Below are 15,366 nucleotides of genomic sequence, written 5' to 3'. Positions count from 1 at the left end.
GCTATATAATAAAGAAGTGAATAACTCAAATTGATAAGCCTGCATCATCTTAGATGTAAAAAATAATGCACCAGAGGCATGAAGCTACATAAGGATCAACCTACGGTAAGAGGAAAAATTTTGAATGAAACCAGGAGGTAATCATGGGAAGATTAGTTCACTTCGAAATTCATGTGGATGACATGGAACGGGCAAAGACATTTTATGGTGAGGTATTTGGATGGTCATTTCAAGATTGGAGTGATTTCGCAGGGATGCCTTACTTTGGAGCGGTGACTGGCGATGGGAATGAACCTGGGATTAATGGTGCTTTAATGCAGCGTCAAAGTCCTCCGCCGGAAGCAGGCCAGGCTCTTAATGGGTATGCCTGTACAATGGGTGTCGATAATTATGACGATACGGAAGCCAAAATTCTTGAGAATGGCGGCAAGGTCGCATTGCCCAAATATGCACTGCCTGGAATGGCGTGGCAAGGATACTATATGGATACCGAAAGGAATATATTTGGAATTCATCAAGCTGATGAGAATGCAAAATAGAATTCATGTTTGGTGAATACCGGGAACCACCCTTTTATCCTTGCTGAGAATGAGCTATGAGATTGCCTGGAACTACCCCTTTCAACATCTCTTTAGTTAAGGCTCTATTTTAAAAGATTGTTGTTTTTTAATGATCAATTTAGGAGATTGGATTGTTAAACGTGATTAATTGGAATGTAAGGTGTATAGATTTCCGCGGGAAAAAGCGGGAGAGGTGAGACCCCGCAGGCAAAGCCAAGGAGGCTCACCGCCCGCCCCGCGGAAAAGCGAGTGCCTCTCGCTGCAATCAGTGCTCTGTTCAATATTCCTTTCTATCTCTTTTTTGCATGTTTCTAACATGATCTGAGTGATAAGGCGAACCCACAACTTCATTTACGACACTAAATGGGTTGCCATCCAGGTCAAAGAAATCAAAAAACTTCATGCCGCCAAAATCGTCAATTTCACTGGTAACGATGCCGTTGTTTTTAAAATGTTGATGGGCAGTTTCAATATCATCCACGACAAAATTATAATACGAATTTTTCTGGCTGCCCCTGGTGGTAAATTCAGTGGGCTGCGGGGAATCAACTTTTACCAAAGCTAATTGTGTCGACCCTGATGGTAAATAAAAGCCAGCACCATCTTCCCAGCTGTCAATTTTCTTTACACCAAGAAACTTTTCATACCATTCCGTAGATTTTTCAATGTCTATAACTGGAATAAAAATACCGCCTACTTTAAACATAATTTTCCTCCCTCGATTTAAATTCATATTTATAACGTTCATAATAGTTTGGAAGTTACACATTCATGAAATTTTTTTAAAAGGTGTTAAAAAAATGGTGTTTGAAGATTTAGAGTCTGTGATCAAAAAGCTTTATAAATATTGCCTAAAGCTGTCAGGGTCACCTTGGGCAGCCGAGGATCTTGTCCAAGAAACAATGCTTAAGGTGTATAAAATAAAGAAATCCGAGCCAGAAAAAGAGCTGGCATTTTCATATTTATGTACGGTGGCTAAAAACAACTTTATCGATGAAAAAAGGAAATATAAAGAAAGTGTTCATTTTAATGAAGACTTATACGGAGAAGAATACCCTTCTATGGATGACTATAGTTTTATGGAAACCTTACTCACCACCTTGCCATTGAAACAGTCTATGCTGCTTACCTTAAAGGATGTATTCGGATACACCACAAAAGAAATGGCACAAATGCTGAGAATAAGTAATGAATCCATTAAAACAGCCCTTCATCGTTCCAGGAAAAAATTAAAATCATACCATGATGTAGGCGGGGAATTCCTGACTCCTAATATCGAGCTGATTGCAGCACTCTCAAAAGCAATACGGGAAGCAAAACCGATGCAAATATTTTATTATTATCGGCTGTTAGAATCACAAAACTTTATAGTAAGAAAAAGTCCTGGGCATTCTGTATTCCATGTTATTGACCCGGATGGAAACATTCTACAGATGGGATCTTAGTCACATGGACGCTGGGATTTAGTAAAAATTAAGGAGAACGTCCATTGTATGCGGACGGTCTCCTTTTGTTTCTTAAACTTGTACTTCACTCATCAATGCATGAGTATTGTCTTCCGTATCTTTAAAAAATGCCATCCATGTTTCGGTCTGTCCCATTTTCGCGACAATATGTGGTTCATCGATAAAGATCACGTCTTTACCTGATAAGCGCCCATAAGAATCTTTAATATCATCTACATGAAAATAAAGGACTGAGCTGGAATGGGAAAATTCCTCTTTTTCTGGAAGTGACAGGAGAAGCCGCAGCCCATTACACTCAAAGAAAGCCATGCTGTCTGTGTTAAATAGAAGGGAAAGACCTAATTTCTCTTTATAAAAATCCAAGGCCCTATGTAAGTCTTTAACTGGCACTCCAATTTGCCCAACTTTTTGTATCAGCTGCATATTCATTAAACAGTGCTCCTTTTAATTTGTATTCAGATCCAATGATTTCTTATTCGACAAGACCATCGTTTAACCTTCTAATAAGGGGGCCGTTTCTTATAAAAAGAATGAAATAGCAATCTCTTAAAAGCTATAATGGATAAGCAGGGAATTATAGTATAAGAGGGCTAGGCGATAATGATTGAATAGTAAGGAGTGTTCATATGAGTCAAATTCTCCAAATGGGAGCAAACACAGTGCTAAGTTCCCCGAAGGGCAATGTTACGGTCAGCTACGAAGTGTCTAGCACCATAGATGTTTCCTTAACAGCTTTCCTTTTAACGGATGGGGACAAGGTACAGGGTGACAGCGGCATTATTTTCTATAATCAGCCAGTGAGTTCTTCTGGTGCAGCTGCCCTGCTGCCGGCAGAGACAGCTGGACATACGAAAGTACATAGTATTAACTTTGATTTGAGTAAAGTCCCGTCGGGTATCTCTAAAATAGCGGTCACTCTGACAGAGGATAATAGCACGGGTTTTTCAAACGTAAGGAATTTAAAGGCCGAGATCCGTACAGATCAAAGTATTATCCAATTAACTCCATCCAGTTTCACTAATGAAAATGGAATCGTTGTATTAGAATTATATGTAAGGAACGGTCAGACAAAGGTAAGGTCCATCTGGCGCGGATTTGATTCCGGGCTTGAGGGGCTATGTAAAAATTACGGTGTTGAGGTTGAGCCAGATGAGCAGAGCAAGCCGGCTGAACCTATTCAAAATGCACCAACAGTACCGGAGAAAGCCATGCCTATCCCTGAGAGTAAGCGAAGCACGCTATCATCGGTAAACCTTGAGAAGGTTAAAGGGAAGATCAGCCTCGAGAAAGGACAGAAGCCTGTTATCATTGATAAAACACCAGAGATCACGGCTACGGTCTCCTGGAAGACTGGGACAGATTATGATATATACGCTTTGGTGTCCACAAAGAATGGCAGGCAGATCGATGTAGCCATGTTTGGGGCGAAAGGAACGCCTCCCCTCAAGAGTTATGGCAGGGGAGCAGTGGAACATATGGGGGATGTCCGGAGGAACAGCGGTTCAACCAAGACTGAGAAAATTAAGTTAAGGCTGACAGATGATATTCTCGCAGTGGTTCCGGTCGTATATTCGGCCCAGTCAAATGGAACAGGCTCATTCTACCGTTACAAAGTGTCCATGAGCATCGATAATCATCAGGGAACCTCCGTAACCATATCTGCCAAAAACGCAAATGATAATGACAGAATTTATTCCTGTGTACCCGGTATCCTTCAAAACACACCGGACGGGGTCATAATCAGCCCGCTTGAGCTCTACAGTGCTCCAAATTCAGAACGCCGGCCAAAGCTTAGGATGGGGCGCTCCAATATGGTGGAAGTGATCATGGATGAAGGGCCGATAAATGATTACAAGTAGATTTATCATGTGGAAGCTGATTGAAACAAAGGAGACCGTTCATTTTATGAGGCGGTCTCCTTTTGGTGTCTCGTAACCTCTCAGGCTCCTTTTACAGTATATGGTCCAATATCGATTGTTTCATATATTCGATTCCGCCTGGTTGACAGGACCTGAAAATGCTACTAAAATGATAAAAATAGTTATCGTACCAAAATAATAGAATAACTCGCAATGATGGCTGTGGATCACACTACAGCAGGAGCGGTTTCTGGAGAGACCGTCTGGATTCAGACGGCGCCGAAGGGTTCACAATCTCAGGCAAAAGGACAGAAGGATATCGAATTTTATTTATTATGCTATTGCTTGCGTAAAAATATGATTTTACTATTCTTTTGTAAAAGAGATTGGAGGTCCTCCGATCTCTTTTTTTTATTTTGACTTATTAATAGGGGGAGTCAGGAATGGCACAGCAGGAATTAAAAAGGGATTTGGCAAATCGGCATGTTCAGTTGATTGCGATTGGCGGTACGATTGGTACAGGGTTATTTTTGGGGTCCGGCAAAGCCATTCAGCTGGCCGGCCCGTCAATCATCCTTGCATATTTAGTGGTGGGCACCGCCCTGTTTTTTGTCATGAGGGCACTCGGGGAGCTGCTGCTGTCCAAAGCAGGTTATCAAAGCTTCCCGGACATAGCGGAAGATTATCTAGGGCCAAAGGCGGCATTTATAACCGGATGGACATACTGGTTTTGCTGGATTATGACGGCTATGGCAGATGTCATTGCGGTCGGCGTGTATGTGCGGTACTGGTTTGATATCCCCGAGTGGATGCCGGCCGTCATCTGCCTCGTCATTTTATTAGGCTTTAATTTATTGACGGTAAAGCTGTTTGGGGAATTGGAGTTTTGGTTTGCCCTGATCAAGGTTGTCACGATCCTTGCCCTGATTGCAATAGGGGTTATTTTAATGTTGGCAGGCTTCGAGACAGGATCAGGCAAAGTTACAATTGAAAATTTGTGGGCGCATGGAGGGCTGTTTCCGAATGGAATGACCGGTTTCCTGCTTTCATTCCAGATGGCTGTGTTTGCCTTTGTTGGGGTGGAATTAGTGGGGGTATCGGCTGCGGAAACGTCCAATCCCAAAAAGAACATTCCCTCAGCCATTAATAAAATCCCATTCAGAATCCTGTTTTTCTATGTGGGGGCACTGATTGTCCTTTTAAGTATCAGCCCCTGGACTGAACTGAATGCAGCGGAAAGTCCCTTTGTGAAGACCTTTGCTTTAATCGGGATCCCGGTTGCTGCAGGGATCATCAATTTTGTTGTGTTGACATCCGCTGCGTCTGCCTGTAATAGCGGAATGTTTTCCACCAGCAGAATCTTATACAGCTTAAGCCGTAACCGTCAGGCTCCTGCCCGTTATGGAAAACTGAATAAAAACCATGTGCCTGATCATGCCTTATTTCTGTCGGCACTCGTCATTTCTGCCGGGGCTCTATTGAGCAAGCTGATCCCGGAACAAGCATTCAGTATCGTCACAACCATCAGTGCCATCTGCTTTATCTGGGTGTGGGGCATCATTTTGATTTGCCATATCAAATATAAGAAAAATCGCCCGGCACTGCAGGAAGCGTCTACATTCAAGGCACCTTTCGCACCCTATATCAACTATGCAGTCCTGGCGCTGTTTGCCATTATCTTGGTGATTATGCTGTTTTCTGAGGCAACGCGGCCGGCCCTGCTGGGAACACCGCTCTGGTTCATCCTGCTGGCTATATTGTATTCATCTAAGAGAAAGCAATAAGGGATAACGGGCATTTAGTAAGATGCCCGTTTGGATCCTTAGCTTTAAAGGACCTGCTCTTCGGCATCCTTACTTTTGAGACTGAGGCGCTTGGCAGCAGAACTTTGTTCAGTGGAAACGGGAACATGCTCCATTGCTTTACCCAGACCATAGCCGGGCATATTGGCATAAATGGATTCATAGCTTCCGGCTTTAATCTGGTAGGTTTCATGATAGATTCCGACGGCATCATTGCGGCCTGCTTTTTTATTGAAATTTTTCCATGCCGTCAAATGTCTTTCATTTTTTGCATAGGAAAGGAGATCCTCCGCCGTCCGCCAATATTGGATCATGCAGGTCGTCCTGAGGCCAAAGTAGCTTTCCATAGATAAGAAGCCCAGGCTGTCTTTGTTAGTATATAATTCCCTGATCATCCCGGGCATCGCATTAAAGACCGGCAGCCACTGATGGACCGCCCAGGGCTTATTGACTCTCATCCCGATTATAAAAACAACAAGGTCATCTGTGTTCTTTGTCGTAAAGCGTCCGCTGTGGATGTTTCTGGCCATTGCTATCCCTCCTGTTATATAAGGTGTTCATCGTTCATTAAAAAACTTTTGGTACACATGAATCAGGGCATCCAATATTTTACTGCCCATTTAGCTTACTGATGCAAAAAAATACATTTATCTTTATGATAAAGAAGAAAGGGAAAATTTTCAATTTAATCTGAATTTTAAGAAATTTATATCCTGTTGAATGTACTCAGGAGACAAAAGCTGAAGGAGCAAGCCGTGCTAAGACTCAAGCTTAAGGATGCAAGGAGGTGGCTGATTTATGATCCGAGAAGTGTGTGTTGAAAACTTTGTATCAATCCCGGAGAAGATTGCCAAAGGAGCAGAGCGTATCGAGCTGTGTGACAATCTCTCTGCAGGCGGCACGACGGTCAGCCATGGTGTTGCCGTACGGGCCATTAATTACTGCCGGAGAATGGGAGTCAAGGTCATGACTATGGTGCGGCCGAGGGGCGGGAATTTTGTTTATAGCCAGGAAGAACTAGAAATTATGAAGCAGGACCTTGTTCATCTGAAACAGTTAGGCACAGATGGAGTGGTGATAGGCTGCTTGACGGAAGCTGGGTCGATTGATGAAGAAGCAATGTCTATCCTCCTGAAGCTGGCAGAGGGGCTTGAAGTCACCTTTCATATGGCATTTGACCACATAGTTCCTGAAAGACAATTTGGAGCGATTGACTGGCTGGCGGAGCGCGGAGTTCACCGCATCTTAACTCATGGCGGCCCACCTGATACCAGCATTGAACAGAACCTGCCAAGACTGAAGGAATATGCGGACTATGCAGCAGGGAGGATCATCATCCTGCCAGGCGGCGGGATTACGGATGAAAATCTCCATTCCATTGCAAGTGCGCTTCAGGTTACAGAGGTTCATGGAACGAGGGTAGCAGGGTAAAAGATGAAACAGCGTATTCGTGCCGCTGCTCCTTACGGAAAGCGCAGAAAAAAAGGAGAATGCCCATAGCAGGCGTTCTCCTTTTGTCTTGTATTCTATTTAAAATACGGAACCTTCTTCAATACAGCACAAACCGGGATGGCTACAAGGATCCCAATTACGTTCTGAACGATATTGCCCGGGATGGATGCGGCTGGCACAATCCAGCTTTTGTATAAAACGGCTTCACACACATAATAGCCGGCAAGCATGAACGGTGCGGAGACGATGGCAGCGAGCAGATTCATTCCGATGCTGCTTCCATTGCGCCCTCTGGAATGCGCGATTTTTCCGACAATATAGCCTTGCAGGCCGCGGGTCAAGAAGGAGAACGGAGCCCATAATGTCCAGCCGGAAATCAAGTCGAACAGCCCCATTCCGACTGCACCGGCAATCGCGCCTTTTTTAGGGCCGAATAGGAAAGATACTATAAAGAGCATGGCCGTTCCAAGGTGGACCAGGCCGCCATTTGCCGTGATCGGCAGTTTAATATTCAAGAAGAGGGTGGCAACGAGGACAAGCGCAATCAGCATGGATGTCAGAACTAAGTCAAACGTGCGCCTGCTTGAATAACTAGTTGTTTTTTGCATAGGGATGACCTTCCTTTTTTAAATATAACGCAGCTGCGTTTTTACGTTATGGATAATTTAACAAAGGATTGATGTTTTTAAAAGTATCAATTTAGTTAAAAACGATGGGGTCAGTTTTTTCTTTCCCAATTATAAAAAAGCACATCAGCTTGGCGATGTGCTTTTTCACTGTCCTTATTGTAGGAAATCATCAGGACAAATCTGAAATATTCAGCTGATATGCCCTGACAATAATCCCGTCATCTGCCGGTTCAAAGTCAAACTGCGGCAGGCGTTTAAACCCAAAACTCTCATAAACTTTGATTGCATCTTTCATGAATTCACCGGTATGAAGGCCGATCGCCCCATATCCCTTTGCCTGGGCACGGCTGATGCATTCATCGATCAGTGCGGTGGCAGCGCCTTTTCCCCTTGCCTCAGGCGCCACCGCCAGCATGCGGATTTCGGGATAGTCCAGTTCATCGACATATCCTTCATAGGCATCAGTCTTAGCAGGGAACAAAGCCACGCTCCCGGCCAGCTTCCCATCAATCAGAGCCGTAATCAGCTCCACACCCTCCTGTTCATCAGCAGTTGAAGAAATAGCCTTGTGCAGTGCATTCCAATGAGCGGCCGGTAGCACCTCCATATATTGGCAATAGGCGTCAACCCTTTGAATGCGGATAGCAGGCAGCATCGCCTTTTCAGCGTTGCGGATTTCTATGGTTCCCATGCATGGGTCACTCTCCTTAGAATAAAAATTTTTCCTTTGTTCCGCTTAATACATCTCTATCATGCTCCGTCAGCCAGCTGGATAGATCCGGGCCCATTGGCAGGATCTTCGGTTCCGCTTTGTCAGGCGAGATTGTAATGGATAAATGATAATGTCTTTTAATGGCGTCAAAATCTGTGGTGTCACCGAAGCCTGGAGTTTGGAATAAATCCCGCGCATAGCCCCACAGATTTTCGTACTCACGGATTAATTTATGATTGGTATTAAAAGCTGTGTAATAGGCAGCATCAAAACGAACAAGCGTGGTATACAGCCTGATATCTGAATCTGTTATGCTGTCTCCGAATAAAAAACGCTGACTGGCCAGGCGTCTATCCATTTCATCCAGGCGGCGAAACAAAGTTTCATAGGCAGCTTCATATGATTCTTGTGACTGTGCAAACCCGCATTTATAAACACCATTGTTTATATCCGAAAAAATGATTTCATTTAAACAATCTATCTCCGTCCGCAGATTCTCCGGGTATAGATTGGGGGCATGTTCCTTATGGTATGGCTGCCAGACGGTTTCCAGATAATTAGTCAATTTAAAGTAATCATTGTTCACAACTTTGTGAGTAAGAGTATCCACCATTGCTGGCACTGTCGGACGGCCCGAGTAGCCGGGATCGGTACTCTTGTAAATATCGCTCATGAATTGAATCCCGAGAACCGGATCCAGCCCGTCTATATCGAGGGAGAACTCCCAATCCACCCGGGGAAGCTTCGGACGCATGGGACTTACCGTTCCCAGACTGATGGCGTCTTCCAATCCGAGCAGGCTGCGGGCAATAACTGACCGATGTGCCCAGGGGCAGGCAGCAGACCATAACAGCCTGTAACGCCCCGCTTCAACCGGGAGATCGCCAGGCTTGTCGCCGAATGGAGTGGTAAATCGGTTCACCTGGCGTTTAAAGGAGCCATCCGCATTCATTTCAGCCGGTTTATCTTGAGACATAAATAGCGATCCCTCCTGTTTATAACTCTCTTAAATGAGATATCTTGAAACCATTATAATTTATCTGACTATTATTTGCTGAAGTTTTTTAAGACAGACTCATTCCTCTTAAGGAATAATTCTCGAATTCGAGGTATAATGAAAGAAAAAGAAATCAGGAGGGTTTATTATGGAAATTGGAATCAGTACGTTCGTAGAAACAACCCCTGACGTTAAAACAGGGAAAGTTATCAGCCATGCTGAACGTCTGAGGGAGGTCGTCGAGGAGATTGTTCTGGCCGATCAAGTGGGCCTGGATGTGTTTGGGGTAGGAGAGCATCACCGCCATGATTTTGCCGCATCATCTCCTGCTGTGGTCCTGGCAGCTGCAGCATCGCAGACTAAGCGAATTAGGCTTACAAGTGCGGTGACGGTCCTGTCCTCTGCAGATCCGGTCCGTGTGTTCCAGGATTTCGCCACACTGGATGGAATCTCAAATGGCCGGGCCGAAATCATGGCCGGCCGCGGGTCCTTCATCGAGTCCTTTCCACTATTCGGTTATGATTTGAATGATTATGACGAGCTATTCGAAGAAAAGCTGGACTTGCTGCTCACATTACAGAAATCCGAATATGTATCATGGTCGGGCAGACATCGTGCGGCCATCAACAATCTCGGTGTATATCCGAGACCGGTCCAGGACCCGCTGCCCGTCTGGATAGGAAGCGGAGGCAACAGCCAGTCGGTCATACGGGCCGGCCTCATGGGGCTTCCGCTTGTCCTCGCCATTATCGGCGGACGACCGGTCCAGTTCGCACCGCTCGTCCAGCTCTACAAAAAAGCGGCAGCCCAGGCTGGCCACGATCCAGCCAAACTGCCGATCGCATCCCATTCGCATGGATTTATTGCAGAAGATGATAAGACGGCAGCCGATAAATTTTTCGCCCCGACCCAGCAGGTAATGAATGTACTGGGCAGAGAACGCGGCTGGGGGCACTATGACCGTGCTGCCTTCGATGCAGCGCGCAGCTTTGAAGGTGCACTATATGTCGGTAATCCGGAAACAGTAGCCCAAAAGATCATTCATCTCCGGAAAAATGTAGGTATCACACGCTTCATGCTCCATGTGCCAGTCGGTTCCATGCCTCATGAAGATGTCATGATGGCGATTGAACTCCTGGGGAAAAAAGTGGCGCCGCTTGTCAGGGAAGAAGTAGCGGAATGGGAAGGCCGGCAGTGATATCGAAGGCCAAATTTGAGGTGAAGGACATTTCAAACCGGGATTGGAAGAAAAAAGTCCTTCATCAGGGGTATGAAGGACATTTCGAATTGGGATTGGAGCCAAGAAGTCCTTCATCGTTACGGGTCACTCATAATAGGACCATTGATGAACTCCTTTTATCTTAAAATTCTTGTCTAATACTCTCTTTATTCTCTTTTTTGATTCTACTATGTCACACCATTCATGCATGGCATTGGTTGTTATTTTTTGTCCGGGAAAAAGCAGTTGGAATTCTTTTATAGTACGTAATATGGAAGAGGCAGCTGGTTCTGTGTGTCCGCAATCCCCACAGATGCATTTATGTCCTTTGGTATAAGTAGAAAAGGAACTGCAATGCCTACAAATAATGCCTTTACGGAGCTGTTCATATTCATAGGGTGGCAGAAGTTTAAAGGGTGATTCTTGAATATGCAGTGAAATCAGTTTATCTGCGATCGCGGTGTACCTATCAGTAAGCCTGGAAGGTGTTTTGTTTAAATGGGTAATGAGGCTTTGGATTTGGCTTGTAAAAATGAAAGGTGCGTTGAGGGGCGAGTGATATAGGGTGAAAGCTGGATTGATAAAGACGATAGAAGCGTGAAGGGGAATTTTGCAGCCGAAGCCGAGGTGCTGCAGCAGCTGTCGCAGCAGAGATTCGCTTCTGTTTAATTGATTAAGCGGACTGGTTATTTCTATCTTTGGCTTTTTATAAAATCGATCTGACTCAAAATAGTAATCTCCTTCATAATTTTTTATTTCGAAAAGGTAGATGCTTTCTGAGGTGATGAGCAGGGAATCAATTTGAAAGACTGTGTTGTTTTGCTTTAGCAGCAAATCATTTAGCAGAAGGCATTCGCATTTAAGGTTTTCCATTTTGGAATCAAATAGAAGCTCACCTTCATAGCCTTTGCTCAGGTTAGTATAATACTGTTTGTCTCTCTCGGTGAAGTCCATCCGCTCATTCAGGACTTTAAAAGTGAGTAGGTCGCGGGCTTTTATAAGGTGCTTATAAGCCATTATTCAACTCCTGTTCTTTAATTTTGTTCACTGCTATTCCATTATATTAGACTTTTATATTCAAAAAAAGCCGCCCCGCTATCCAAAAGATAGCAAAGCGGCTTTTATCAATTCCGGATCAAATAATCAAAAGCACCAAGTGCAGCAGTAGCACCTGAACCCATGGAAATGATGATCTGTTTATACGCGCTGTCGGTGCAATCGCCTGCGGCGAATACACCAGGCATGCTTGTGGCACCATGCTTGTCTACGACGATTTCCCCCATGCGCGTGCGGTCCAAGATTCCGTCCAGCCAGTCGGTGTTCGGCACAAGGCCGATTTGAACGAACACACCGTCTAATTGGATATGCTGAATGGTTTCTGTGTCGCGTTCCATATAGGAAATGCCGTTTACCTTGTCAGTACCGGTAATTTCCTTGGTCTGGACGTTCTTCAGGACGGTTACGTTAGGAAGGCTGTACAGGCGGTCCTGCAGTACAGCATCAGCTTTAAGCTCGGGCATGAACTCGAGAACGGTAACATGCTTCACGATTCCCGCGAGGTCGATGGCTGCCTCGATGCCGGAGTTTCCGCCGCCGATTACGGCTACATGCTTTCCTTCAAATAACGGTCCGTCACAGTGCGGGCAATAAGCCACGCCTTTATTCTTAAACTCCGCTTCGCCAGGGACGCCGACATTGCGCCAGCGGGCACCAGTTGAAAGGATGACGGTCTTGCTTTTAAGAACAGCACCGTTTTCAAGCTCCAGTTCGATATGGTCTTTCTTTTCGAGCCGCTTGGCACGCTGCAGATTCATTACATCAATGCCATATTCTTTTACATGTTCTTCAAGGCTTGCTACAAGCTTAGGGCCTTCGGTATGCTTCACGCTTATGAAGTTCTCGATGCCCAATGTGTCCATTACCTGTCCGCCAAAGCGTTCAGCGACAATGCCGGTACGGATGCCTTTACGGGCTGCATAAATCGCAGCGCTGGCACCGGCAGGTCCGCCTCCGACTACGAGAACATCATACGGATCTTTATCAGCAAGCTCTGCTGCATCAGGTCCGTTCCCCAGTTTAGCGAGGATTTCCTCAAGCGTCATGCGGCCGGAGCCGAAAGATTCGCCATTCAGGAACACGGTCGGCACGGCCATGATATCCTTTGATTCCACTTCTTCCTTAAAAGCGGCGCCATCAATCATGGTGTGGGTGATGCCTTCATTCAGGATGCTCATCAAGTTGAGAGCCTGTACGACATCAGGACAGTTGTGGCAGCTTAAGGAGATATAGGATTCAAAGTGGTATTGACCTTCTATCTTTTTAATTTGCTCGATTATTTTCTGATCCACTTTAGGGGCTCTTCCGCTTACCTGCAGAAGTGCAAGTACAAGGGAAGTGAATTCATGCCCTAAAGGGATGCCCGCAAAGGTTACACCTGTGTCTTCGCCGATGCGGTTCACGCTGAAGCTCGGTGTTCTTTGCAGCTGGGCTGTTTCAACCTTGATGTATGCTGACATGGAAGCCAATTCATCAACTAAAGCCAGCATGTCGCGGGATACATCATCTGATCCTGCGCTGACCTTCAACAGGACATTGCCCTCTAGCAGTTGAAGATATTGGGCTAACTGTGCCTTTATATCTGCATCTAATAACATGAAATCAAACTCCTTAAATTTTTCCTACAAGGTCAAGGCTTGGCTTCAGTGTTTCAGAGCCTTCCTGCCATTTAGCCGGGCATACTTCGCCTGGGTTGTTGCGTACATATTGAGCAGCTTTGATTTTGTTTACAAGTGTGCTTGCGTCGCGGCCAATGCCGTCTGCATTGATTTCAACGGTTTGAATCACACCATCCGGATCGATGATGAAAGTACCGCGGTCTGCAAGTCCTTCGTCTTCATTCAGCACATCGAAGTTCCTTGAGATTTTTTGTGAAGGATCACCAATCATGATGTATTCGATCTTGCCAATAGTATCTGAATTATCATGCCATGCTTTATGTGTAAAATGTGTATCGGTAGAAACGGAATATACTTCAACGCCAAGGTCTTTAAGAGTGGCATATTCGTTCTGCAGATCTTCTAGTTCTGTTGGGCATACGAAAGTGAAGTCGGCTGGGTAAAAGCATACGACACTCCATTTTCCTTTGAATTCCGCTTCTGACACATCGATGAAATCACCATTGTGGTAAGCTTTTGCTGCGAATGGTTTTACTTCTGATCCAATTAAAGACATATGTAACATCCTCCTGGTAGTGGGTTTATAGAATCATTCGATGAGATTCTCATTAGAATAATTCTAATTCGATATTCATTATTATATAAAACCTGTTGGATTGTCAAAGAGAAAGAGTTTAAATTCGATTATAATCATTACAATGTGAACATTTTATTACAATAGTAATAACGAAAATATTTTCGTTTCAAAAAATTTGAAGTAAAGATAAAAAATTAACCTTTCCGGACCGATAAGTAGTATGAGTAATATTGCAGGTATGACAAGCAGGTCCTTCTAAACGAGAATAAAAGAATTGCCATACCAGAGGGGATAAATTTTATTGAGAAAGTTTGCATCTTTTGAGGAGTTTAAGAGGGTGCTTTATTTAAGCATGATTCCTCTGATTGTATTGGCAATTATCACCTATAATTTTATGGAAAACAATCATGAACAGAACCGGCTCGCCGTTTTATTGTCGAAGATCCTGCTTGGATGGTACACGCTAAGCTGGATTTTAGTATATAAGAAGCGCCTGATGCCCTTCGTGGAGCTTACGACTCTTTTTTTCATAAGCTTCGCTCACATTGCCACGGTATATGATGTAATTTTTAATTCCTTGGCATATGGAAAGGATGGGGAGATCGGGGTTTCTGTAATATGGGTGCCAGCGGTACTGCTGACATTTTTTTTAATTCTGAGGGGCAGGCAGGGTGCCGTCTATTCTCTTGCTGTATTTCTGATTCTTTTAATCTTCGGTATTTGTAACTACTCTCACCTGACTGATGAATCCTTGATTTCGCTGGCTCAGTTCTATTTTGCCTACCTTTTTTACATTCTCGTCTTTTACTCTTCCATCCATATATTCAGCCTGTTTACAGAGATTGAAGGCATAAAAAAATATGCTTTTACGGATGCGCTGACAGGCATCTCCAACCGGCATCACATTGATGCTTCATTAGAAAGCCGCATTCAGGGGCTGCAGGGTACAGGCAAAAGGCTGACCCTTATTTTCTTTGATATGGACCACTTTAAGAAAATCAATGATCAGTTTGGTCATAAGACTGGTGACTCTGTATTAAAGGAGCTGTCATCCTTGGTAAAAAGTTCGCTATCAGAACATGAATTATTTGGAAGGTGGGGCGGGGAGGAATTTATTATTCTTACTGATAAATCAGGAGAAGAGGGAGAGGCACTGGCTGGGAACCTGCAGACGCAGATCCGGAATTTCCGCTTTACAAAGGCAGGGAAGCTGACCGTAAGCTTTGGTGTCACAGAATTCAAGCAGGGAGATACCGTCCACTCCCTGCTCATCAGAGCGGATAAGGGGCTGTATGTATCTAAAAATAACGGCCGGAATAGAATTACATTAATTTGTTGATGCTGCTCACAATGCCGATAACAAGCCCTTGAAGGGATGCTTCAAGGGCTTTCATGCGGCCCGGCAGCTGCATGAAGTC

The 15,366-nt window shown here is 44.6% G+C and carries 16 protein-coding genes and 1 riboswitch; of the genes, 7 read left to right on the top strand and 9 right to left on the bottom strand.

Translation table 11 applies throughout. The features are described 5' to 3' along the window. Positions 1–143 precede the first annotated feature (143 nt). Positions 144–539: a VOC family protein gene (locus tag V1498_RS21845; protein ID WP_409296326.1), complete on the top strand. Its 396-nt coding sequence runs from the start codon at positions 144–146 to the stop codon at positions 537–539. A 298-nt stretch (positions 540–837) separates the two neighbouring features. On the opposite strand, the gene V1498_RS21840 is transcribed toward V1498_RS21845, so the two are convergent. Continuing rightward, the gene (locus V1498_RS21840) at positions 838–1,266 is read right to left on the bottom strand and encodes a VOC family protein (protein ID WP_409296325.1); all 429 of its coding nucleotides are present in this window, start codon (positions 1,264–1,266) and stop codon (positions 838–840) included. 94 nt (positions 1,267–1,360) lie between these two features. Here V1498_RS21840 and V1498_RS21835 point away from each other — a divergent pair, with 94 nt between their 5' ends. Beyond that, on the top strand, positions 1,361–2,005 hold the full coding sequence (locus V1498_RS21835) for an RNA polymerase sigma factor (RefSeq protein WP_409296324.1): 645 nt from the start codon (positions 1,361–1,363) through the stop codon (positions 2,003–2,005). Positions 2,006–2,077: 72 nt separating this feature from the next. Here V1498_RS21835 and V1498_RS21830 read toward each other — a convergent pair whose 3' ends face one another. After that, complete coding sequence (locus tag V1498_RS21830; RefSeq protein ID WP_409296323.1) at positions 2,078–2,455, bottom strand: VOC family protein; 378 nt, start codon at positions 2,453–2,455, stop codon at positions 2,078–2,080. A 197-nt stretch (positions 2,456–2,652) separates the two neighbouring features. Between V1498_RS21830 and V1498_RS21825 the strand changes: the two genes are divergently transcribed. Continuing rightward, a complete protein-coding gene (locus V1498_RS21825) occupies positions 2,653–3,885 on the top strand; it encodes a TerD family protein (RefSeq protein ID WP_409296322.1) in 1,233 nt (410 codons plus the stop codon). A 240-nt stretch (positions 3,886–4,125) separates the two neighbouring features. After that, a riboswitch (glycine riboswitch) is annotated at positions 4,126–4,207 on the top strand. Positions 4,208–4,328: 121 nt separating this feature from the next. After that, entirely contained in the window at positions 4,329–5,669 is a 1,341-nt protein-coding gene (locus V1498_RS21820) for an amino acid permease (protein WP_409296321.1), read from the top strand. A gap of 44 nt (positions 5,670–5,713) precedes the next feature. Here V1498_RS21820 and V1498_RS21815 read toward each other — a convergent pair whose 3' ends face one another. Next, positions 5,714–6,217: a DUF4188 domain-containing protein gene (locus V1498_RS21815; RefSeq protein ID WP_409296320.1), complete on the bottom strand. Its 504-nt coding sequence runs from the start codon at positions 6,215–6,217 to the stop codon at positions 5,714–5,716. 268 nt (positions 6,218–6,485) lie between these two features. Here V1498_RS21815 and V1498_RS21810 point away from each other — a divergent pair, with 268 nt between their 5' ends. After that, entirely contained in the window at positions 6,486–7,118 is a 633-nt protein-coding gene (locus V1498_RS21810; RefSeq protein ID WP_409296319.1) for a copper homeostasis protein CutC, read from the top strand. Between the two features lie 95 nt (positions 7,119–7,213). Here the strand turns inward: V1498_RS21810 and V1498_RS21805 are convergent, their stop codons facing one another. The 3 genes from V1498_RS21805 to V1498_RS21795 form a co-directional block, all read right to left on the bottom strand. Then, a complete protein-coding gene (locus tag V1498_RS21805; RefSeq protein ID WP_409296318.1) occupies positions 7,214–7,747 on the bottom strand; it encodes an ECF transporter S component in 534 nt (177 codons plus the stop codon). 190 nt (positions 7,748–7,937) lie between these two features. After that, on the bottom strand, positions 7,938–8,459 hold the full coding sequence (locus V1498_RS21800; protein WP_409296317.1) for a GNAT family N-acetyltransferase: 522 nt from the start codon (positions 8,457–8,459) through the stop codon (positions 7,938–7,940). Positions 8,460–8,475: 16 nt separating this feature from the next. After that, positions 8,476–9,456, bottom strand: a complete 981-nt coding sequence (locus V1498_RS21795) for a glutathione S-transferase family protein (RefSeq protein ID WP_409296316.1) — start codon at positions 9,454–9,456, stop codon at positions 8,476–8,478. 169 nt (positions 9,457–9,625) lie between these two features. Here V1498_RS21795 and V1498_RS21790 point away from each other — a divergent pair, with 169 nt between their 5' ends. Beyond that, the gene (locus V1498_RS21790; protein ID WP_409296315.1) at positions 9,626–10,675 is read left to right on the top strand and encodes an LLM class flavin-dependent oxidoreductase; all 1,050 of its coding nucleotides are present in this window, start codon (positions 9,626–9,628) and stop codon (positions 10,673–10,675) included. 126 nt (positions 10,676–10,801) lie between these two features. On the opposite strand, the gene V1498_RS21785 is transcribed toward V1498_RS21790, so the two are convergent. The 3 genes from V1498_RS21785 to ahpC all read right to left on the bottom strand — a co-directional run bounded on the left by V1498_RS21785 (position 10,802) and on the right by ahpC (position 13,927). Continuing rightward, positions 10,802–11,569 (bottom strand): nuclease-related domain-containing protein, encoded by a 768-nt coding sequence (locus V1498_RS21785; RefSeq protein ID WP_409296314.1) that lies wholly within the window; start codon positions 11,567–11,569, stop codon positions 10,802–10,804. A gap of 251 nt (positions 11,570–11,820) precedes the next feature. Further along, entirely contained in the window at positions 11,821–13,350 is a 1,530-nt protein-coding gene (ahpF, locus tag V1498_RS21780) for an alkyl hydroperoxide reductase subunit F (RefSeq protein WP_409296313.1), read from the bottom strand. A 13-nt stretch (positions 13,351–13,363) separates the two neighbouring features. Beyond that, positions 13,364–13,927 (bottom strand): alkyl hydroperoxide reductase subunit C, encoded by a 564-nt coding sequence (gene ahpC / locus V1498_RS21775; RefSeq protein ID WP_409296311.1) that lies wholly within the window; start codon positions 13,925–13,927, stop codon positions 13,364–13,366. A 322-nt stretch (positions 13,928–14,249) separates the two neighbouring features. On the opposite strand from ahpC, the gene V1498_RS21770 reads away from it, so the two are divergent. Then, complete coding sequence (locus tag V1498_RS21770; protein WP_409296309.1) at positions 14,250–15,287, top strand: GGDEF domain-containing protein; 1,038 nt, start codon at positions 14,250–14,252, stop codon at positions 15,285–15,287. Positions 15,288–15,366 lie beyond the last annotated feature (79 nt).

The organism is Paraperibacillus marinus, from assembly GCF_046237605.1.
Classification (GTDB): Bacteria; Bacillota; Bacilli; order Bacillales; family DSM-1321; genus Paraperibacillus; species Paraperibacillus marinus.
The sequence above is the reverse complement of the archived record's forward strand: the minus strand, read 5'-3'. Positions and strand labels throughout refer to the sequence as shown.